This is a genomic window from Paenibacillus dendrobii (assembly GCF_009807035.1).
Classification (GTDB): Bacteria; Bacillota; Bacilli; order Paenibacillales; family Paenibacillaceae; genus Paenibacillus_AQ; species Paenibacillus_AQ dendrobii.
In genome coordinates, this window is the sequence record NZ_WUBI01000001.1 from 2,957,656 (window position 1) to 2,978,324 (window position 20,669).

Sequence of the window (20,669 nt, forward strand, 5' to 3'; positions counted from 1 at the left end):
TGTCCCAATTTTGGAAGCAGATATCTTAAAACGCAATCCCGGCGAGTCTTTCCCGTGATTATTCTTCTTTAATATTATATCATAGTTTCTGTCTAAGTATTAATGAGATGGGAGATATTCTATCATGAGATCCTTATTTTTATTTTTGGCTGCCGGTTTGGCAGAGATCGGCGGAGGCTATCTGGTATGGCTCTGGATCAAGGAATCCAAGCCCTTGTGGTATGGATTGATCGGTGCTGTCGTGTTGATTCTGTACGGCATTATTCCCACGCTGCAGCATTATCCCTCTTTTGGACGCGTTTATGCGGCGTATGGGGGTGTTTTCATCATACTGGCCCTCTTTTGGGGCTGGGGAGTCGACAAAAACGCTCCGGACCTGTATGACTGGATCGGAGGCGCGCTTTGCCTGGCAGGCGTTGCCGTTATTTTATGGGCTCCACGCTCCTGAAGAACAAATGGGATCCCGGATAAACGTAGCTACAACAGCGGCGACAGCATGCGGCAGAGCATTTCCGCTTTTTTATGCAAAAAAGCCCGCTCCTGAAACTCCTTTTTCGTCATCTCGCGGCTCACCCTCATGTCTTCCTCAAAATCGGCTGCAAGCCGCTCGATTGCGGATTGTTCGAACAATGCGGCTGTCAGCTCGAAATTGCAGAAGAAGCTGCGCATATCCATGTTGGCGGTGCCGACCGAGGCCAGCAGCTGATCCACGATCATCACTTTCGCGTGAATGAAGCCCTTCTGGTACTGGTAGAACTTGACGCCCGCCAGCAGCAGTTCCTCCACATACGAGAGCGAGGCTAGGTGGACCAGCCTGGAATCAGCTCTCCATGGAATAATAATTCTTACGTCCATACCGCTGACGGCGGCCGTTTTCAACCCTTCATATATCCCCGGATCGGGAATGAAGTAAGGCGAAGTAATCCAGATTCTTTTTTTCGCAACCGAAATGGCCGAGAAACACAGTTCCTGGATGGCATTCCAGTCCTGATCCGGTCCGCTGCTCACAATCTGAATCTGTTCATCAGCCTCACATTCATGTTCGGGAAAAAGCGCGGGATCCACGACCTTTTCTCCCGATGCCAACTGCCAGTCATTCAAAAACACATTCTGCAAAAAATAGACGGCGTCTCCTTCAATTTGCAAATGAGTGTCCCTCCAATAACCCATTTTAGGGTATTGTCCCAGGTAATCATCCCCGACGTTCATCCCGCCAACAAATCCAACCGATCCGTCCACTACGATGATTTTCCGATGATTGCGGTAGTTGATCCGCCGGTCGATAAAGGCAAGCAGCGGCGGCAGGAAAAAGTGAAACTCCACGCCAGCCTCCTTCAGCTTCTCTATAAATTCCCGCTTCAGCTTGTAGCTTCCAAGCCCGTCGCACATGAAGCGTACCTTGACGCCTTCCTTCGCCTTGCGAATCATGACCTCCTGAAACTGGGTCCCAATCACATCATGCCGAAAAATATAAAATTCGATATGTATATGTTCCTTCGCCGCTTCCATCTTTTTCAGCATGGCTCCAAAGGCCTCTTCACCGTCTGTCAGCACCTTGCTGGTATTACAGCCTGTAATAGGGCTTTCGGACAACCTCGATAACAGGTTGAACAGCCGCTCCTGATGCTCGAATTCGGGATTATGCATTTCTCCTATTTCTTTTACCGTTAACGCCTGGCTCCATAGAATGGAACGCATCTGCCGGAACAGCCGCGACCCCCGGGTACGGACCTTTCTGCGTGCTTTATAGTCCTGAGCTACAAAATAGTAGACTACGAACCCGATGATCGGGCAGCAGAAGAGAATGAACATCCAGGCCACGGTTTTGGAGGGATTGCGGAATTCCAGCAGCAGAATCGTTGCCATTTGAAAAATGAAAATCATGAGTGCGAACAGCAGCCACACCATAGGCAGCCTCCTTGCCAGAAATAAATGACGATTCGTTATTTATCCATCATTGACCAAACCAAGCCTTCTTTATTCAATACTTACACGCAATCAGGCTCAATAGACGCAGGCATAAAATGGTAACATTTTAGACATGTTCCGGGCATTTATCGAATACATAGATTATAAGACAAGTATAACCATGCTACAGAAAGGAGCTGCCATGAAAAGTGCAACCGCCAATCGACGTATGACACTCCTGGTGATGCGGGACGCCCAGCATTCAGTGAAGCAGATTCATCTGTCCAAGCCCCTGATGATCGCCGTTCCCGCAGCCGCCGTCCTCTCGCTGTCCGGTCTTGTGCTTGCTCTGCAGGCCCATTCCTCCCAGGTCGTTTCCCAGCTCGAGCAGAAGGTCACCCTTGAAAACATGAAGAATCTTCAGCTTCAGAGCTCGGTGAACAGCCGCGAACAGTCCATCGAGCGCCTGCAAAATGAAATCATCAAGCTATCGTCTCAGGCTAAGGATATGCAGCAAAAAATGGAGCATGTGGATGAGCTGGAGCAACAGCTGCAACAATTTATTGATAAACACAGCACCAGCATGTCTACGGACGATTCCACGGATAAAGTCTCTTCCCTGTCCTGGGACGCTTCGGAGCATGTCGGGGGCGAGTTCATTGCCGTGCATGAAAATGAAATGCTGGATCTGGCCCAGGAGACGAAAGACGACTTTCAGGAAATGCAGGAGCTGCTGAAAACCATGGAAAGCCAGGTCCCTCATACGCTGAAAAAAGCCCAGGAAACTCAAACGCAAATCTCCGGCAATCCGACCTTATGGCCCACTACGTCCACGGTGATGACCTCCAGCTTCGGCTACCGTACCGATCCATTTACCGGTAAAGCTGCTTTTCATGCAGGCATCGATATTGCCGGTGAAAATGGAGGTCCTGTATACGCGGCAGGTGCAGGAAAAGTGGTCACCGCAGAGGAGAGCGGCGCCCGCGGCCGTTATGTCATTATCGAACACCCGAACGGGCTCCAAACCTGGTATATGCATCTCAGCAAGATCCAGGTGGATGTGGGTGATTCGGTGGATAAAGGCGAGCAGATTGCCCTTCTCGGCTCCACCGGCCGCAGCACGGGCCCGCATCTTCATTTCCAGGTCGTCAAAAAAGATAAACCCGTGAATCCGCTGCCATATATTCGTTCGGCAAATTCGGAATACAATTAAGGAGGTTCTATGTTGAGCAGATCCAAAGCATCCAAAAATTCGTTTATGCCCACCGATTCCCTGATTGGCCGGGGAACCGAGGTTGAAGGAGCTCTGGCTTGCGAAGCCAACGTACGCGTTGAAGGAAAATTTAGCGGGGTGATCGAAAGCCGGGCTTGTGTAACGATCGGCGAGCATGCCGTCGCCCACTCGGATATCAGCGCCAGGGAAGTCATTATAGCAGGAAAAGTGTATGGGGATGTGCAGGCGGAAGGCAAGCTGACGATCACCTCAACCGGCCAGATGTTCGGAGACGTGCTCGCCGCCTCTTCCCTCGTGATTACCGAGGGCGGAATTCTTAATGGGTCCAGCAAAATGGAGCCAAAGTCTAATGAACAGCAGGATACGGTACCGCCGATCGATGTGCATCTTGTGGAAACGGAAGCCGGCTGATCTTCCCTTTTCGTGGCTGCCGGGAAATACATTACCCAAAAAGCCCGCCGCAGCGGGGTGTGTATGAATCCACACACCAGGCTGCAACGGGCTTTTAAGCAGTTCAAGGCCTTAAGCGGCAACGTCCCTTTTGCTGAAGACATACCAGGAAATGGCCAGGAAAACGATATAATACACGGCAAGCACGGCAAGCGAGAAGCCAAGCGTAATGCCGCCCGGCCCTTCACTGCTTTGCAGGTAATTCGTAAGGTCCATATGCGTAAAGATCAGATATTTAGCCCATACATACCGTTCGGGACTGAACAGCGTGGTAAAAATCCCTTTGGTAAACATCATAAACAGGGCAAGTCCAATCGCAAGACCTCCTGCACGGAAAACAGTAGACAGCATAAACGCAATGGCGACCGTGATAAATAAATTAACATAGTCACAGAGCAGATATTGAAGCGTAAAAGCCATACCGCTTTTGCCAAACGGGAGCATGCCGCTCTCGGCTGCGCCGGAGAACAATAGACTGGAAACCAGAATCGATATCCCTGCAAGCAGCAGCGTACAGAGCAAGCTGAACAGAACTACAGATACATATTTGGACAGCAGAATTTTAGATCGGCTCCATGGCCTGATCAGAAGCAGCTTGATCGTCCCCCAGGAGAACTCGCCTGCCACGGAATCCGCTGCGATGATCACGGAGAATATGGTGCATAGAAAGAATGTGAAGGATGAACTCAGGATAACGCTGTCCCAAATCGTGGTCTGACCTCCGGATTCCACCATAGAAAACAGGATCGGAATCAACAGGTTGACGATGACGAGAATCCCGAGCATTACCCAGGTCCGGACACGCCGGTAAATCTTCATGTTTTCATTTTGCACGAGACTGAAAAAATTACCCAATCGGGTCACCCCCCGTCATTTCCAGGAACTGTTCTTCCAACGAACGGGTGACGGTATGTATGCCATACACCTTGATTCCTGCCTGCACCAGCCTTGCATTCATTTCGGCAACCTCATCACGGTTTAGCTTCAAGGTGATCAGGCTGCCCTGCTGCGTGCCCCCTTGGAGAATCGAAAGCGCCTTGACCGGCTCGTCCACCATAAATTCGGTTTCCAATGCTGCGTCTTGCCCTTCGATGCTGCCATCTTTGAGGGAACGAACATCGATCAATCGTCCATTTTGAATGATCGCCACACTATCGCACATTAATTCCATTTCAGACAACAGATGGCTGGAGACAAAGACGGTTGTTCCCTCTTCATGGCATAGATGGCGCAGATAATCGCGAAGCTCGCGGATCCCCTGCGGATCAAGTCCATTCGTAGGCTCGTCCAGTATCAGGAGCTTCGGACGATGCAAAATCGCCTGGGCCACGCCCAAACGCTGTCTCATCCCAAGCGAATAGGTCTTCACCTTGTCGTGAATCCGGTTATTCAGACCTACAAGCTTAACCACTTCTTGAATTCTGGCGTCGTTAATGCCTGTCATCATCCGGGCAAAATGACGTAAATTCTGGTATCCTGTCAAAAACTTGTACATCTCCGGATTTTCGACAATCGCCCCGACGTTGGAAACGGCCTTCTCAAAATGTTCTTTGATGCTGTACCCGCAAATCTTGATATCACCTTGGCTAATGGAGGTTAAGCCCACCATCATCCGGATCGTCGTTGTCTTTCCTGCACCATTGGGTCCCAGAAAGCCAAAGACCTGCCCAGGCGGAATGTCGAGTGTAACGTTTTCTACGAGCGTCTTGGAAGAAACCTTCTTCGTCACTCCCTCCAGCCGAACCACCGGTTCATGCTGCATCCACTTCACTCCTTATCGTAGGTTATCGCCTCATTGTAGCATATCCTTTTTGCAAATGCTCCATAAACTGGAATTTAGTCTCTATTTCCCCCTGGTTATGACATTCTTCACAACAACCCAAAGGAACAATGGTACGATAATATCCCGTGCGGAAGATATACGCTGTATCCGACATGGGCACCATTTTCTCACAGCACAAGCAATAGACGTACTGCTGATCGTTCATCGGAACCGACTTCCTCTCCTTTGGCATAAAACGCATACATGTATCATTTCAAAATTAAAAAGTTACGTTTTGTATCATTAACAGAAATCTACATCAATCACGGTTTGATGTCAAGCAATTCTGCATAAAATCAATAAACCGCTATGGATCGGGGTCCATAACGGTTTTTTGGGTTCGAAGGTTTACAATTGTAAATGATCCTTAATCATCTGATGAATACGGCTTCGTTCCTTATCGCTGACCAGGTAATACCAGATGCCCTTGATTCTCTGTCCTTCTCCGCTGATCTCGACCTGGTCGATCTGTTTCAGATCCGAGCGGTAATCCGTCAGGAAGGTCTTCATATCATCAAAGGTGATATCCGTCTTGACGCTGTTTCCCACATCCGCTAACAGGGATTCGATCTTGACCACGTTGTTGATTTTCAGCGAATTTTTAATGACTTGCTTCAAAATTTGCCTCTGTCTTGTATTTCGGCCCATATCACCGCGCGGATCATCGTAGCGCATACGTGAATACAGCAGCGCTTCCTCTCCGTTCAAATTCAAATCGCCCTGATCAAACTGATGTCCCTCATAATAGAAGGAAAAGGGATTATCGACCTCGACGCCGCCCATCGAATCAATCAAATGTGCGAAGCCCTCCATATTGACTTTAATGTAATAGTTCACCGGATAATCCAAAAAACGTTCCACGGTCTTGACCGACATGTTCACGCCGCCGAAGGCGTATGCGTGGTTGATTTTATCCACCGTGCCATGTCCGACGATCTCCGTTCGGGTATCTCTCGGAATATTGAACATGAGAATGCTTTGTTTGGCCGGATTGACTGTCAGAAAGATCATTGCATCCGAGCGTCCCCTGTCATTCTCCCGTTGATCCACGCCCAGGACAAGTACGGTAAAAGGTTTCTTTTCGTCCAGATTGAAGGGCTGTGTTTGATCTGTTGTTAGAGTAGAACTGGACTGCGCGGTATTGACGGTGCCTGTCGCTGCGGTAGTCGGAGTGGTAATCCCCTCCTTGCTGACCGGTTTCGGTTGAACCGTATCTCTGCTCTCATAGATCTGGTGGGCTGTCGTTTTAACAGACTGATAGATATATGCCGCATATCCCGCCGCGCCGAGCACGACAACGATAAAGACAGACGTGAGGATGATCACCCATTTTCGCATCGATCAGACCTTCCACCTTTCTGTGTGACCCTCGCCGACAACCATAGCGGTGCGATCAGTAGGCATTATCCGCTCCGAAGAACACTTTAACGGTTTTGCATAAAATAACGATATCCTTCATTAACGATTGATTGCGTATGTATTCGAGATCCAGCTCCACCATTTCCTGAAATCCCACATGGTTCCTGCCGCTGATCTGCCACAGACCCGTGCAGCCGGGCAAAACCCAAAGTCTCATCATGTCATAAGACGTATAGTCATCCACTTCTCTCGGAAGCGGCGGTCTGGGTCCAACCAGACTCATATCCCCTTTAAGCACATTGAAAAGCTGAGGCAGTTCATCCAGACTCGTTTTGCGGATAAATCGCCCCACGCGGGTAATTCTCGGGTCATTTTTCATTTTGAACATGGCTCCGCTGACCTCGTTCTGCTCCATCAGCTTGCCAAGCATTGTCTCTGCATCCCGGACCATAGAGCGGAATTTGTACATTTTAAAGGTCTTCCCGTTTTTTCCCACCCGGGTCTGAGCGAATATAACCGCACCTTTCGTGTCTTCGAGTTTAATCAGAATTGTGATTAGAATCAGCAGCGGCGATAGCAAAATAAGCCCGAGGAGCGAAAGACATACATCCTGTATTCGTTTAATAACCCAAAACAAATTTCGGTTTTTCATTTCAACCAGCGGAATTGCTTCAAACGGACGGCCGGCTTCCATTGTATTTTTCAAAGGATTTATACTATTCATGAGGACCTAGTAGGCAGCAACATAAAAAAGAAGATGTGTTCGGGGGAGTTTTCGTTTGTCTACAATGGCTTGTTTGATATAAAAGTTCATACTGCTCAAGATCCATCCCTCGCTTAACAGATTGGGTTTTCCGATTTTACGGCTATTTTGCAAAACCTCCGGCAAAAGCACTATGCAGCACTTTGATAAATATAGTAAAATGACCTTATCCCTTTCACACATTGGCTTTTCCGGATTTTCGCTAAAATCCCTTAAGTAAAGACGTCAAACATTTGACCGTTGCCTTTGTCATTCATGATATCCATGTGGAAATCATATTTCTGAAATTTGACTCTGCCGCCCAAGACGGTGCGGGTGATTTTTTTTGTTATGTACACCTCCCCGTGGCCATCAGGCTCGAGAATAACTCCATATTGTATAGCTTCCGTCAGGCTGTCCTCTTTCCAGAGCAGCTTGCCGTAAGTCCGGCATATGGACTCTCCTTGGCATGTAATATCAAAGCAAAGACGTATTTCAGGCAGAAGCGGGAAATTCAAATCACTAATGAAGGTGAGCATGCGATTTTCCAGATCCCATAGGACTACCGGACGGGAACGGTTCAAAACGACGGAAGTTTCACCAATTTGATGAATGGATATGTGCATTTGCAGCTGTACGCCGTAAGCCGTCAACATATTCATTGCCTCAACCCTGCCTTATGGTATAAAAGTAAGAATCATGAACTACACTGTTTATTGATACATATCGTTTCTAAAAGATACAAATAGTATCATTTACATTTTTTACTTTACGATACAAATTGTAACTAGTCAATCCTTTTTTAATGTTATAGTTTCATTTTGATACAATTCGTTTCTTTTGCTGGGCAACCTAGCAGGCAATTGGAGGAGGTTAATTCATGAATCATGATAATCGCATCGCAGAACTGCGGGATCAACGAGGATGGACTCAAGAGGAATTAGCCCAGTCGATCGGCATCACGAGAGCCGCACTCTCCCACTATGAAAAGAACCGCCGCAAACCTGATTTTGAAATTCTGACCAAGCTTGCCGATAAATTTGAAGTATCCATAGACTATCTGATTGGCCGTACATCTGAGCCCAAGCTGGTCATGGATCCGGGAGTTCGTGATTTTGTGGATCAATTGGAGCTATCGGATGCTGATCTGCTGGAAAAGTTCAATTTAACGGTTGACGGGCGCAGTCTTACGGAGGAAGAAGCAAAACGTTTTATCGCTTTTGTACGCATGGAACGTTCCATGAAATAAACAGAAAAAACCTCAGCGGCCATCAAGCTGCTGAGGTTTTTTAGAATATAGAAAACTTCCGCCGAAGCGAATTCTACTGCTTTGAAAGAATAACGATTACACTTTTTGTGTAAATTATTGATCCCTTTGTTTGATGTAGTTATGCCAGCTTTCGGGGTGTATCCCGCATTGCTCCAGCACCTTCAGGATATCTAGCTGCGTTTGTGCTGGATTGTCATTATTGGTCCGGGCCTCGGCACCAAATTCCTTCTCATCACTCATCGAAGATACCCTCGCTCTACTCATCGATTTAATAAGAATAAAGTCTATCGATGTACTCTCACAGAAGACGGACCGCCTTTAGCTGTAGTTATTCTTGCGATATCCGGATGCGTTTCTTGATGTTAATCCTTTCTGACATCTTAAATTAGGATCAAATAATTGCCCAACACTCCTAAATTGGCTCCCCTAAAGCCCGAAGATATAGGTCCTTTTCATTATATCCCAAGTATTCCCATGATACTGTCGTCTGATGGAGAGTCAGTCCCAACAATCCGGTTCTATTTTTGTCGAAAAAAATGGGCCTGCGATTCCAGTCTCCCTTAGGAGCCAAAATCACAAACCCATTTCGGTCAAGTCTGCACGTTCATGTAAAACTTATGACTTAATGACTGCCGGCTCTGGCCAGCTCACGCATGTTGGCTTCAAAAGCCGCCAGCAATGCCGCTTCTCCAGTCAATCCCTTATCATGAACCTTGCGGATATGCTGCGTCATTCGCTTGTAATCCTTCGGAATAACCTTGACGAAATGCTCGAGATTCACTCCAAAGTTCTCCAGTACCTGTTGCCCCAAGGCGCTTCCGGTATAGGACACATGCTTCTGAATCAGCTCTTTCAGTTCCTCCGCTTCATCGGCCTCCTCCACGCGCTCCAGCAGCACCATTTCCAGGTTGCAGCGCTGAATGAACGTGTTCTCCGGATCCAAGACATACGCTATACCACCGGACATTCCGGCTGCAAAGTTGCGCCCTGTATCACCCAGCACAACCACGCGTCCGCCTGTCATATACTCGCAACCGTGATCGCCTACTCCTTCGACAACGACGGATGCGCCGGAGTTACGGACGGCAAAGCGTTCACCAGCAATACCATTGATATATGCCTCGCCGCTGGTGGCACCGTAGAATGCGGTGTTACCAATGATAATATTTTCCTCAGCCTTAAAGGTCGATTTATCCGATGGCTTCACGATCAGCTTGCCGCCGGACAGCCCCTTGCCTGTATAGTCATTGGCATCGCCCACAACCGTCAGCGTCATCCCCTTCGGAACGAACGCCCCGAAGCTCTGGCCAGCGGTGCCTGTAAACGTGAAGGAAATCGTATCCGCCGGGAGTCCGGCAGCGCCGTACTTCCGCGTTACTTCACTACCCAGAATCGTGCCGACGGCGCGATCCACGTTGGTAATAGGCAGTGTGGCTTGCACAGCTTCGCCGCTCTCAAGAGCAGGTTGGCCCAGTTCCAGCAGATAACGCATATCCAGCGTTTCTTCCAGACCGTGGTTTTGCGTTTTGCTATTGAAGGGAGTGCTGCCTTCCGGCATTTTCGGCGTATGCAGCAGCGCCGACAGATCAATTCCTTGCTTCTTCCAATGTTCATTGACCACTTCGGCATCCAGGCAGTCGGTACGGCCGATCATTTCCTGAATCGTACGGAATCCGAGTTCAGCCATCAGCTCGCGCAGATCCTCGGCAACAAATCTCATGAAGTTCACGACATGTGCCGGATCGCCCATGAAATGCTTGCGCAGCTCAGGATTCTGCGTAGCCACGCCAACCGGACAGGTATCCATTTGGCATACACGCATCATGATGCAGCCAAGAGCAATCAGCGGTGCAGTGGAAAATCCGTATTCTTCAGCGCCCAGCAATGCTGCCACAGCCAGGTCGCGGCCGTTCAGCATTTTACCGTCTGTTTCAAGTACCACACGATCGCGCAAATTGTTCAGGATCAGCGTCTGATGCGTTTCGGCAAGACCCAGTTCCCACGGCATGCCTGCATGGCGAATAGAGCTTTGCGGTGACGCACCAGTACCGCCGTCATACCCGCTGACCAGAATGATATCGGCTCTGCCCTTGGCAACGCCTGCAGCAATCGTGCCTACGCCAACCTCGGAAACCAGCTTTACGTTAATGTTGGCGCGAGGGTTGGCGTTCTTCAAATCGTAGATCAGCTCCGCCAGATCCTCAATGGAATAAATGTCGTGATGCGGCGGCGGTGAAATCAGGCCAACACCCGGCGTAGAGCCGCGCACCTCGGCAACCCAAGGATACACCTTACGGCCAGGCAGCTGCCCGCCTTCGCCAGGCTTGGCGCCTTGAGCCATCTTGATCTGAATTTCATCGGCATTGACCAGGTAATTGGATGTGACACCGAACCGGCCGGATGCCACCTGTTTAATGGCACTGCGCCGAGAGTCTCCATTCGCGTCCGGAATATAGCGTGCAGGGTCCTCGCCGCCTTCACCGGTATTGCTCTTGCCTCCGATGCGGTTCATTGCAATCGCCAGGCTCTCATGCGCTTCTTTACTGATCGAGCCGAAGGACATCGCTCCCGTCTTGAAACGGCGCATAATGGATTCGATCGGCTCAACCTCTTCGATCGAAACCGCAGGTCCAGCCGGCTTGATTTTCAGCAGCGAACGAATGGTCATCTTCTGTTCGTTTTCACCTTGTACCAGCTTGGCGTATTTCTTATACACCTGGTAATCGCCGGTACGCACAGCCTGCTGCAGCAGGTGGATCGTTTGCGGGTTGAACAGATGCTCTTCCCCGTCTTTGCGCCACTGATATTCGCCACCCGAATCCAGCACCTTGTCATTTCCGTCCTTATCCGTAAAGGCACGGTTGTGGTGGGCCAGCGCCTCGGCTGCGACCTCTTCCAGTCCAATCCCTCCGATGCGGGACGGCGTATTCGTGAAGTATTTCTCTACGAAATCCTCTTTCAGGCCAACCGCTTCGAAAATCTGTGCTCCGCGGTAGGATTGAATCGTGGAAATACCCATTTTGGATAGAATCTTAACCACACTTTTCGTTGAGGCTTTAATATAATTTTTGACAGCCTTCTCATGCGTTACGCCGCGCAGCAGTCCTTGGCGCAGCATGTCATCCAACGTCTCGAAAGCCAGATACGGATTGACCGCGCTGACGCCGTAGCCGAGCAGCAGTGCGTAGTGATGCACCTCGCGAGGTTCGCCGGATTCGAGCAGTATGCTCACTTTCGTTCGCGTTCCCTGACGGATTAGGTGATGATGCAGGCAGGATACCGCCAGAAGTGCCGGAATCGCCGCATTCTCACGGTCAACGCCGCGGTCGGACAAAATCAGGATGTTATGGCCTTTGCGGATGACGCGGTCAGCCGCTTCGCAAAGTCCCTCCAACGCTTGGCGCAGACCTTCCGCTCCGTCAGCTGCCATGAAGAAGGTCGGGATTGTCATCGACTTGAAGCCCGGACGGTGTACATGGCGGATTTTCGCAAAATCCTCATTGGATAAAATTGGCGTATCCAAACGAATCTGCCGGCAGCTTTCCGGCTCCGGATGCAGCAGGTTGCGTTCCGGTCCGATCGTAGTGCCCGTCGATGTAATGATCTCCTCGCGGATCGCATCGATCGGCGGGTTCGTTACCTGCGCGAACATTTGCTTAAAGTAGTTGTACAACCGCTGCGGCTTGTCGGATAAAACGGCTAGCGGAGCATCATAGCCCATCGAAGCCAGGGCTTCCATGCCGGTCGAAGCCATCGGCTCCAGCACCTTGCGCAGCTCTTCAAATGTATAGCCATAAGCCAGTTGGAGCTGCGTAATATTATCATGCTTCGGATCGGGAAGCTCAGGCGCATCCGGAAGCTCATCCAGGTTGATCAAATGCTCGTCGAGCCATTCACGGTACGGCTCCTCGGAAGCGATCTGCGCCTTTACTTCCTCATCGGAAATAATGCGCCCTTCCTGGGTATCGACAAGCAGCATTCTGCCAGGACGCAGACGGTCCTTGTACAGCACGTTTTCCGGAGCAATGTCGAGAACGCCCGCTTCGGACGACAATATGATCAGGTCATCTTTGGTCACGTAATAACGGGATGGTCTGAGACCGTTGCGGTCCAGGATCGCCCCAATCTGCACGCCATCCGTAAATGCCATAGCTGCCGGTCCGTCCCAAGGCTCCATCAATGTACTGTGATATTCATAAAATGCCTTTTTCGTTCCGCTCATGCCTTCGTCGTTATTCCAAGGCTCAGGTACCATCATCATGGCCACATGAGGCAGGGAACGACCGCTGAGGTACAGGAATTCAAACGTATTATCAAACATTGCCGTATCCGAGCCATCCGGATTAATGACCGGTTTCACTTTGTCCAGATCGCTGCCGAATACCTCGCTTTTGAACAAGGACTGACGGGCATGCATCCAGTTTACGTTACCGCGCAGCGTATTAATTTCGCCGTTATGGATCATGAAACGGTATGGATGCGCGCGCTCCCAGCTCGGGAAGGTGTTCGTACTGAAACGGGAGTGAACCAGCGCGATCGCGGTTTCGACCCTCTCATTTTGCAGGTCAAGATAGAACTGCCCCACCTGAACCGTGGTCAACATGCCTTTGTATACGATTTTCCGGCAGGATAAGCTGGAAATATAGAAGGTCTCGCCTTCAGGCGTTCCGCTATAGCGTATAGCCAGTTCAGCGCGTCTGCGGATAATATACAGCTTACGTTCGAAATCGAGATCTTCTTTCAAATCGCTGCTGCGGCCGATAAATACCTGACGAACATATGGTTTGGCTTCCTTCGCCGATTTACCCAGCATTTCATCATAGGTGGGTACGTCGCGGAAACCCAGGAAGGTCTGCCCTTCCTCTTTAATAATCTGAATCAGCCGACTCTCATGAGCCTCACGAACGGCCTCATCGTGGGATACAAATAACATGCCTGCTCCGTACTGGCCTGCTTCTGGAAGTTCAAAACCAAGCTTCGCTGCCTCTTCGGCAAAAAAACGGTGGGGAATTTGCAGCATAATACCGGCTCCGTCTCCGGAATTAGGCTCGCTGCCTTGGCCGCCGCGATGCTCCATATTTTCCAGCATCGTGAGCGCCTGACTGACAATTTCATGGGAAGCCCGGCCTTTAATATGAGCAACAAACCCCATACCGCAAGCATCTTTTTCAAACTGCGGATCATAAAGTCCCTGTTTGGGGGGAAGTACCGTATGTCTCATGGGAAAGCAACCTTTCTATCTTCAGAATAAATGAAAATAATGAATTAAATCCGGATACAACAAATAAAACCACGACAGAGACGAAATTGGTTACAGAACAAAACAGTGACTATTAACTGGGGAATGATATTGCACAACTGCGGACAACCTCGTTGTTTAGGGGAAAGGTTATTCATTTCAAACATTGATAATTATTCAACAAGAATTGGTTTTTTTATTTTAACACTGCCCTATTGCCAGCGCAATTTAAAGTTTTTATGATCGTGATAAATAATGTTTTGCACTGCCGCATTAAAGTAAAATTTCATTAAAAGTCTATATGATGAATAAATATACATAATAATACCTGATATTTCCTCGCTGCTTTTCCAACAATAAGAAGGAATGATTTTCTGTCGTAACATTTATTGGAGCATAAACGTTACAACTATTATATAGAAGAAACACATTCTTAAACATCCATCTGCCGAAGCGGAAGTTCCCGTTTTCAATGACGTCACCGAGCATTATCACAACATCATGGGCGTTCCAAGCAAAGAGTCGACATGAAGAGCATGCCCAAACCGCTGCGTTGGTTTGGCTACTTCTTTTATGCGGCGATGATTCTGTTTATGATCGTGTTTGTGGTGGGGATGATTTTTTATAACTGAATCTGTGTAACTTCCCAGTGCACGCCGATTCTTCCTTATCCAATTCAAAAGGGTTGCCCCAAACCGCGATGGCTTGGGACAACCCTTTTTTATATCGTTATATTATGCCGATACGTTTGTTGCTTGCTGCTGTTCGAGAACACCTTTATGCGACTTCATGGAGAAGTACACGAGCGTCAATGCCAGGAATATGATACCTACGGCGCCCAATACAGCGGCTTGCTGCCACATCAGCGTGAAATCGCCCGTAGATACGACCGCTTTGAAGCCTGTGACACTGTAGGTCATTGGCAGCAGCGGATTCAGACTCTTCATCCAGTCCGGAATCAGCTCCAGCGGGAACGTACCTGCGCTCGTGGTCAGTTGGAAGATCAGGAGTACGATGACGACAAAACGTCCAGGCTGATCCAGCCAGGTAACAATGGCCTGAATCATAAACATAAAGGACAAGCTCGTGATGAATGTAAAGAGATAAAACAGCGGTACGCTCTGTACATCAAGCTTCAATCCATACAAGAGGACCAGAGCAGACAGTAATGACTGCAATATGCTCATCAGCACGAACGAGAATGTCCGGCTGATAAACCGGTTGAAGCCTGAAGCTCCGAGAACGGAAGTATCTCTCATCGGAATAACGATCGTAGAAATCAGCGCGCCGACGAATAGGCCAAGGGACAGGAAGTATGGCGCAAAACCTGTTCCATAGTTAGGAACCTTGGAGAACTTCGTCTCCTCGATATGCACAGGTTCCGCGAACATTTTGAAGTTCTCATCCCCGGCTTTGACTGCGCCTGTCTTCTCGGCGGCTTCGTTCAGCTTGGAAGCGAGTTCGGTAGAACCCTCCTTCAGCTTGCCGAGTCCTTCTGTCAACTGCCCGGCACCGTTATCCAGCTGTTTGGAACCGTCGGCAAGAACAGTTACGCCGCTGCCCAGCTGACTCATACCACCTTGCAGCTTGCCTGATCCATCTGCAATTTGTGCCGCGCCGCTAGACAGCTGTTTGCTGCCATTAACCGCTTCAGCAAGCTTCGTACCGAAGAGCTTCATACCTTGTTCAAGCTTGGATTGGCCTGCTTCGAGCTGGGTCGCTCCACGAACTAGCTGCTGCTGTCCTTGATGCAGCTGATCCACACCATCTGTCAGCTGCCCTGCACCTTGGCTGAGCTGCGTTGCTCCTTGGCTAAGCTGCTGCAACCCGTCATGCAGATTGGATGCTCCACCAGAGAGCTGCTGCTGAGACTTATGGAGCTGCGCTGCTCCTTCGCTGAGCTGCTGCTGTCCTTGATGCAGCTGTTCGCTGCCTCTGGCTACGGCCTGACTCGCTGCAATCAGCTTTTGAACTGCCGGGTTTTGGGCGAGTTCAGGACTTGCCTTGGCTAACTGCTGCAACCCCTGCGCCACGCTTTGGGCGCCGGAAGCAACCTCCGCACCGCCTGCTTCGGCAGCTTTCATGCTTTCCGCCAGCTTGGCGCTGCCGGCTTCGGATTGCTTCAAGCCATCCTGCAGCTTACCGCTGCCATCCAGCGTGGATGACAGACCCGATTGCAATTTGCCGCTGCCGTCTACGGCGGTTTGAAGCCCTGCTTTCAATTTGGCGCTTCCCGCTTCGGAAGCGGTCAATCCGTCTTTTAATTGTATGGAACCTTGATGTGCGGAGACAGCTCCCTCTTCAAGCTGCTTATGAGCTGACTCAAGCTGACCTAGGCCGCCGGCCAAGGTTGCCGAACCCTCTTTCAGGCTGAGGGCACCTTTTTGCAGATCCCCTGCTCCGCTTGATAGCGGCTGGATACCTTCTTGGAGCTTCACCGTTCCGGCTACCATTTTGCCAAGATTCTCTTTCAGCTTGGCAGCACCTTCGTCCAGCTTACCGGCCCCCTCCGAAAGGTCGGACGCGCCGCTTCCCGCTTCACCGAGGCCGCTGGATACCGTTTTAATCTGCTCAAACAGTGTTTTGGAATAGGCTTCGGTCACCTTCTCCGATACTTTCGACCTGATTTCTTTTACGGCCGTTCCGCCGATTTGGGAAGCCAGAAAGTTATACCCTTCATTCGGCTCGAAAATGATTTCAGAAGGCTGAGGATGTTCATCCAGTACCGTTGCGGCCTTAGCAGAGAAATCTTCCGGGATCACGATGGTCATATAATACTTGTTATCCTCCATACCTTTCTCCGCTTCATCCCGCGATACGAACGTCCATGCAAAATCGTTGCCCTTCTTCAGCTCTTCAACGAGCTCTTCGCCGACCTGCAGCGTTTGGTCTCCGTATTCTGCACCCGTATCCTTATTGACAACCGCTACCGGCAGTTGATCCATTTTACCGTAGGGATCCCAAAAGGCTGTCAGGAACAATCCGGCATACATAACCGGAATGCAGAGCACGGCCACCATGGAAATGAGCAGCTTCCGGTTACGGACGGTCGCAGCCATATCCTTGAAAAATACTGAAAATGACCTCATGATGTTTCTCTCCTTATATTCTCTATTATTTACGAATCGGTAACCCTTAAATACCAATTGACCATTTTGATCAATCAGTCATTTTAGAGCTAATAAAAACTTCCTTTTTCCGCCGCCTAAGAAATCAGACTGCGCGTACTTGGAAGCAAGGCTTGCCCCGCTATTCTGATGTTATGCGGCACCTCCAGGAGGATTCGCGAGACCATCCGCTAAAAACAATCGGATATAATGATGAATTTCCTCTTTGCCAAGGGGCTCCCGGATCTGATTGAAGTCGGAAGTTAAGGCAATGTAGAGCTTGAACATGACAACGGCAACCACTTGCGGATCACAAGGCCTGATTTCCCCACTGCTCAGCGCCTTAGTGATTTCCCTCTCCAAGTAATCCAGGATGACACGCTCCAGCTTGGCGATTCCTTCCCTTGCCTTCAACGTACCGACATCCCGAACCTCTTGGGATAGCTTGATGTACAGCTCGTGGTCATCCCTGAATTCCAGCAGAGCGTCCAAGACCCTATACAGGTTCTCAAAAAACGTATGCTCCCGTCTAATCTTGCTCTCGGCCAGTTCCTTCATTTCCACCATGACACGGTACAGAATTTCATCAAACAACTCTTCTTTGTTGGTGAAAAAAGTATAGATGGTCCCTTTGCCTACATTGGCGATTTTAGCCACCTGCTCCATTGTCGTCGCCTTATATCCAAACAAGGCAAAAGACTGCGCTGCCGCGTGAAGGATTTCCTTTCTACGATCCACCGCAGGCATATCCTCCCCCCCTTCCTACTATGATATTGATTTCTTTGTAAACATTAATGACTTAATTCCTAATTCGGTCATATGGTCAATTCATACTTTAACATGATCTCCGTTTGCTGGCAACCCTTCCCAGACATTTTTTTCATAATCTTTTCTTTTCAATTTTCATGATGCTGACAGCCATCCGGTTGAAATGACAGCCGTTTATGGATTTTTACCATTTCCTCCTGTAAGATAGAGGAAGGAAAAGTGGGTGAAAACATGCGGAAAAAGAGAGTGCTGCTGCTGTCTGAGGGTTTCGGCACAGGCCATACACAAGCAGCATACGCGCTGGCGGCCGGGATGAAGAGGCTCGACCCCCATCTGCAGTGTCGCGTCATCGAACTCGGTAAATTTTTAAATCCGACGATGGGACCCTTGATCCTGTCGGCATACCGCAAAACGGTCAGCAGCAGCCCCAAATTGGTTGGAATGCTCTACCGCAAGCAATATGATAAATCGCTCAACCGACTGACGAGGCTTGCCTTGCACCGTATTTTCTACACACAGGCTGCTCAAGTCATTAAACAGCTCAAACCGGATTTGATCGTATGCACGCATCCTTTTCCCAACGCTGTGATCTCACGCCTCAAGAGGCAAGGATTACATGTGCCGCTTATTACGCTGATAACGGATTATGACGTCCACGGTACTTGGGTGAACAAGGAAGTGAATCAATACCTGGTGTCCACGCCCAGAGTCAAGGATCTGCTGCTTCGCCGCAATGTTCCGTCCGCTTCCATTCAAGTAACCGGCATCCCCGTGCATCCGAACTTTTGGGAAAGAGCAGATAAAAATCAGTTGGCTGTAGAACTTGGATTGAAGCGCATGCCAACGATCCTGATCATGAGCGGGGGCTGGGGCGTTTCCTTTAATAAAGAAATGATAAACCTGCTGATTTCCTGGGCGGATCAGATCCAGCTGGTATTCTGTACGGGCAGCAACGAAAAGCTCCTTCAAAAGATGAAAAATAGCCCCGTTCTCTCACATCCCCATATCCACCTGCTCGGATATACGAAGAACATCGACCAATGGATGGATGTATCCGATCTCCTCATCACCAAGCCCGGGGGCATGACATGCACCGAAGGACTGGCCAAAGGGATCCCTATGCTATTTTACGAGGTCATTCCCGGACAGGAGGAAGAGAACGGACAATATTTCGTGGAACTTGGGAGTGCGGAAATGATTCATGACCCATACGTCTTGCATCGCTGGAAACATCGTTTGATTCATGAATACGAGCAAGTGGAACGCAGCAGGCTGAAATCTCTGGTCAGCGCTGAACCTGGCAGCGAACCGTTTTATTGCGCGCAGCAGGTGCTTGAATTATTAAAGCACGAAGACCCTCATCTTTTATCCCGGAACAGCCGGCTCTAACTTATAAAAACGCAAAAACAGCTCCCCCTATATTCGAGGAAGCTGTTTTTTTATCACTCCGATGAGCCCTTCTTTACTGTTCACCATATTCCCGCTCTCAGACAAATAGCTGCTGTATAGAAATTGCTGCCTTACCGCCCAGCGGGTCTCCCCGTTCATGGCGCGCTGGAGCATGCGTTGAAGCTGGGGTTCATGCCAGCTGTCGAGCAGCCATGCATAGAGATCGGCGGCGTTTAGAGCATCGTCAATAGCTGACCGAAGTCCGGATACATAGTCCTTGGGCGGTTCCACCTTGCTGAACACCGGGTAACAGCCTGTCAATTGATAGTAGAGCCGTGTCCACGCCGCGAGACGTTCCTTTTGTTTGATTTCAACATGCCTGCCGAAATGTATCCGGTGCTCCGGAGGTGCAAGATGCGAAAGGCGCTGCGCGTAAATCATGGAACGGTACTCTGCCTGAATGACATACTGCAGGTCGTGAACGGCGATTGGACCGCTTCTGTGACTCCGGTAATCCATCGGGGCTCCCGCCTTTCCTATAGGCCTAATCCTTCACAGTATATGCCCATGAAGCGGGGTGGTGTATGTCTGCTCTGAAGAAGGTCTTAGAGCTCGAAGCTCTCGCCCGGTTTCAGCGGAAATCCCTTGATGCCTTCCTGGCTAAGCCGTTCAGAGAACAGAGAACCGTCCTGATGAATGGCCGAGAATGTATTGTAATGAACCGGAAGCACTTTTTCCGCACGCAGCCATTTGGCCGCCAACAGCGCATCCTCGGGTCCCATGGTCAGCACATCACCGATGGGCAGGGCTGCTGCATCAATCTTGTTCATTTCACCGATCAGACGCATATCGCCAAAGAGCGCGGTATCGCCCGCATGGAAGAAGGTCTTATCACCCATCGTCAACAAAATGCCCCCGGGTTCCCCGGCATAAATCCAGGAGTCTCCTACCGAAACGGAAGAACTGTGAAAAGCCAGCGTATATTTAACCTTGAAGCCGTCAAAGGACTGTCTGCCGCCGATGTTCATTCCAAAAGCTTGTACGCCTTGGCTGCGGCAATATTCTGCCAGTTCAAACACCGCAATAATCGGGCAATCGTTCGCCTTTGCAATCTCAATGCAATCTCCAAAATGATCCGAATGTCCATGCGTTAACAGAACCGCGTCCACACGGATATCCTTCGGAGAAATTCCCGAAGCCGGATTTCCTGTCAGAAAAGGGTCAATAATCACGCTTCTGCCGCCTGCCTCCGCGAGCACACAAGAATGACCGTAATACGTAATTTTCATTGATTGTGACACCTCCTACAATAAATTACCCAAGCTCAACTCGGATTGATCATCATGCTGAACAATCTATCCTTATCATAACCAATTGGTAT

The 20,669-nt window shown here is 49.6% G+C and carries 17 protein-coding genes; 5 read left to right on the forward strand and 12 right to left on the reverse strand.

Features of this window, described 5'->3' with window-relative positions:
- Positions 1 to 124 precede the first annotated feature (124 nt).
- On the forward strand, positions 125 to 448 hold the full coding sequence (locus GRF59_RS12995) for a YnfA family protein (RefSeq protein ID WP_160497940.1): 324 nt from the start codon (positions 125 to 127) through the stop codon (positions 446 to 448).
- Positions 449 to 477: 29 nt separating this feature from the next.
- Here GRF59_RS12995 and cls read toward each other — a convergent pair whose 3' ends face one another.
- Complete coding sequence (gene cls, locus GRF59_RS13000) at positions 478 to 1,908, reverse strand: cardiolipin synthase (protein WP_160497941.1); 1,431 nt, start codon at positions 1,906 to 1,908, stop codon at positions 478 to 480.
- Positions 1,909 to 2,089: 181 nt separating this feature from the next.
- On the opposite strand from cls, the gene GRF59_RS13005 reads away from it, so the two are divergent.
- Together GRF59_RS13005 and GRF59_RS13010 are read left to right on the forward strand one after the other, a co-directional pair.
- Positions 2,090 to 3,121 (forward strand): M23 family metallopeptidase, encoded by a 1,032-nt coding sequence (locus GRF59_RS13005; RefSeq protein ID WP_480242600.1) that lies wholly within the window; start codon positions 2,090 to 2,092, stop codon positions 3,119 to 3,121.
- 9 nt (positions 3,122 to 3,130) lie between these two features.
- Positions 3,131 to 3,553 carry a bactofilin family protein gene (locus GRF59_RS13010; RefSeq protein WP_423802939.1) on the forward strand — a complete coding sequence of 141 codons (423 nt, stop codon included), beginning with the start codon at positions 3,131 to 3,133 and terminating at the stop codon, positions 3,551 to 3,553.
- Between the two features lie 111 nt (positions 3,554 to 3,664).
- Here GRF59_RS13010 and GRF59_RS13015 read toward each other — a convergent pair whose 3' ends face one another.
- The 5 genes from GRF59_RS13015 to GRF59_RS13035 all read right to left on the reverse strand — a co-directional run bounded on the left by GRF59_RS13015 (position 3,665) and on the right by GRF59_RS13035 (position 8,177).
- On the reverse strand, positions 3,665 to 4,447 hold the full coding sequence (locus GRF59_RS13015; protein WP_160497943.1) for an ABC transporter permease: 783 nt from the start codon (positions 4,445 to 4,447) through the stop codon (positions 3,665 to 3,667).
- Complete coding sequence (locus tag GRF59_RS13020; RefSeq protein WP_160497944.1) at positions 4,440 to 5,354, reverse strand: ABC transporter ATP-binding protein; 915 nt, start codon at positions 5,352 to 5,354, stop codon at positions 4,440 to 4,442. The genes GRF59_RS13015 and GRF59_RS13020 overlap by 8 nt, the downstream gene beginning before the upstream one ends.
- 408 nt (positions 5,355 to 5,762) lie before the next feature.
- Positions 5,763 to 6,752 carry an LCP family glycopolymer transferase gene (locus GRF59_RS13025; RefSeq protein ID WP_160497945.1) on the reverse strand — a complete coding sequence of 330 codons (990 nt, stop codon included), beginning with the start codon at positions 6,750 to 6,752 and terminating at the stop codon, positions 5,763 to 5,765.
- Between the two features lie 55 nt (positions 6,753 to 6,807).
- Positions 6,808 to 7,467 carry a sugar transferase gene (locus GRF59_RS13030; RefSeq protein ID WP_202128559.1) on the reverse strand — a complete coding sequence of 220 codons (660 nt, stop codon included), beginning with the start codon at positions 7,465 to 7,467 and terminating at the stop codon, positions 6,808 to 6,810.
- Positions 7,468 to 7,748: 281 nt separating this feature from the next.
- Positions 7,749 to 8,177 (reverse strand): hypothetical protein, encoded by a 429-nt coding sequence (locus GRF59_RS13035; RefSeq protein ID WP_160497947.1) that lies wholly within the window; start codon positions 8,175 to 8,177, stop codon positions 7,749 to 7,751.
- A gap of 218 nt (positions 8,178 to 8,395) precedes the next feature.
- Here GRF59_RS13035 and GRF59_RS13040 point away from each other — a divergent pair, with 218 nt between their 5' ends.
- A complete protein-coding gene (locus tag GRF59_RS13040; protein WP_160497948.1) occupies positions 8,396 to 8,764 on the forward strand; it encodes a helix-turn-helix domain-containing protein in 369 nt (122 codons plus the stop codon).
- Between the two features lie 114 nt (positions 8,765 to 8,878).
- On the opposite strand, the gene GRF59_RS13045 is transcribed toward GRF59_RS13040, so the two are convergent.
- From GRF59_RS13045 to GRF59_RS13065, 4 genes are all read right to left on the reverse strand, one after another.
- Positions 8,879 to 9,025 (reverse strand): hypothetical protein, encoded by a 147-nt coding sequence (locus GRF59_RS13045; protein WP_160497949.1) that lies wholly within the window; start codon positions 9,023 to 9,025, stop codon positions 8,879 to 8,881.
- Between the two features lie 382 nt (positions 9,026 to 9,407).
- A complete protein-coding gene (gene gltB / locus GRF59_RS13050; RefSeq protein ID WP_160497950.1) occupies positions 9,408 to 14,006 on the reverse strand; it encodes a glutamate synthase large subunit in 4,599 nt (1,532 codons plus the stop codon).
- Between the two features lie 752 nt (positions 14,007 to 14,758).
- Positions 14,759 to 17,113, reverse strand: a complete 2,355-nt coding sequence (locus GRF59_RS13060) for a YhgE/Pip domain-containing protein (RefSeq protein ID WP_160497951.1) — start codon at positions 17,111 to 17,113, stop codon at positions 14,759 to 14,761.
- A 171-nt stretch (positions 17,114 to 17,284) separates the two neighbouring features.
- A complete protein-coding gene (locus tag GRF59_RS13065; RefSeq protein ID WP_160497952.1) occupies positions 17,285 to 17,878 on the reverse strand; it encodes a TetR/AcrR family transcriptional regulator in 594 nt (197 codons plus the stop codon).
- Positions 17,879 to 18,130: 252 nt separating this feature from the next.
- Between GRF59_RS13065 and GRF59_RS13070 the strand changes: the two genes are divergently transcribed.
- Positions 18,131 to 19,288: an MGDG synthase family glycosyltransferase gene (locus tag GRF59_RS13070; protein WP_160497953.1), complete on the forward strand. Its 1,158-nt coding sequence runs from the start codon at positions 18,131 to 18,133 to the stop codon at positions 19,286 to 19,288.
- 27 nt (positions 19,289 to 19,315) lie between these two features.
- On the opposite strand, the gene GRF59_RS13075 is transcribed toward GRF59_RS13070, so the two are convergent.
- Together GRF59_RS13075 and GRF59_RS13080 are read right to left on the reverse strand one after the other, a co-directional pair.
- Entirely contained in the window at positions 19,316 to 19,807 is a 492-nt protein-coding gene (locus GRF59_RS13075; protein WP_160497954.1) for a hypothetical protein, read from the reverse strand.
- Positions 19,808 to 19,893: 86 nt separating this feature from the next.
- Positions 19,894 to 20,577 carry a metal-dependent hydrolase gene (locus tag GRF59_RS13080; protein ID WP_160497955.1) on the reverse strand — a complete coding sequence of 228 codons (684 nt, stop codon included), beginning with the start codon at positions 20,575 to 20,577 and terminating at the stop codon, positions 19,894 to 19,896.
- Positions 20,578 to 20,669 lie beyond the last annotated feature (92 nt).

Coding starts and splice junctions, on each gene's coding strand:
- GRF59_RS12995 (WP_160497940.1), top strand. CDS start 125: ATGAGATCCTTATTTTTATTTTTGGCTGCCGGTTTGGCAGAGATCGGC.
- GRF59_RS13070 (WP_160497953.1), top strand. CDS start 18,131: ATGCGGAAAAAGAGAGTGCTGCTGCTGTCTGAGGGTTTCGGCACAGGC.
- cls (WP_160497941.1), bottom strand. CDS start 1,908: ATGGTGTGGCTGCTGTTCGCACTCATGATTTTCATTTTTCAAATGGCA.
- GRF59_RS13005 (WP_480242600.1), top strand. CDS start 2,090: ATGCTACAGAAAGGAGCTGCCATGAAAAGTGCAACCGCCAATCGACGT.
- GRF59_RS13035 (WP_160497947.1), bottom strand. CDS start 8,177: ATGAATATGTTGACGGCTTACGGCGTACAGCTGCAAATGCACATATCC.
- GRF59_RS13045 (WP_160497949.1), bottom strand. CDS start 9,025: ATGAGTGATGAGAAGGAATTTGGTGCCGAGGCCCGGACCAATAATGAC.
- gltB (WP_160497950.1), bottom strand. CDS start 14,006: ATGAGACATACGGTACTTCCCCCCAAACAGGGACTTTATGATCCGCAG.
- GRF59_RS13065 (WP_160497952.1), bottom strand. CDS start 17,878: ATGCCTGCGGTGGATCGTAGAAAGGAAATCCTTCACGCGGCAGCGCAG.
- GRF59_RS13020 (WP_160497944.1), bottom strand. CDS start 5,354: ATGCAGCATGAACCGGTGGTTCGGCTGGAGGGAGTGACGAAGAAGGTT.
- GRF59_RS13025 (WP_160497945.1), bottom strand. CDS start 6,752: ATGCGAAAATGGGTGATCATCCTCACGTCTGTCTTTATCGTTGTCGTG.
- GRF59_RS13060 (WP_160497951.1), bottom strand. CDS start 17,113: ATGAGGTCATTTTCAGTATTTTTCAAGGATATGGCTGCGACCGTCCGT.
- GRF59_RS13075 (WP_160497954.1), bottom strand. CDS start 19,807: ATGGATTACCGGAGTCACAGAAGCGGTCCAATCGCCGTTCACGACCTG.
- GRF59_RS13010 (WP_423802939.1), top strand. CDS start 3,131: ATGTTGAGCAGATCCAAAGCATCCAAAAATTCGTTTATGCCCACCGAT.
- GRF59_RS13030 (WP_202128559.1), bottom strand. CDS start 7,467: ATGGAAGCCGGCCGTCCGTTTGAAGCAATTCCGCTGGTTGAAATGAAA.
- GRF59_RS13040 (WP_160497948.1), top strand. CDS start 8,396: ATGAATCATGATAATCGCATCGCAGAACTGCGGGATCAACGAGGATGG.
- GRF59_RS13080 (WP_160497955.1), bottom strand. CDS start 20,577: ATGAAAATTACGTATTACGGTCATTCTTGTGTGCTCGCGGAGGCAGGC.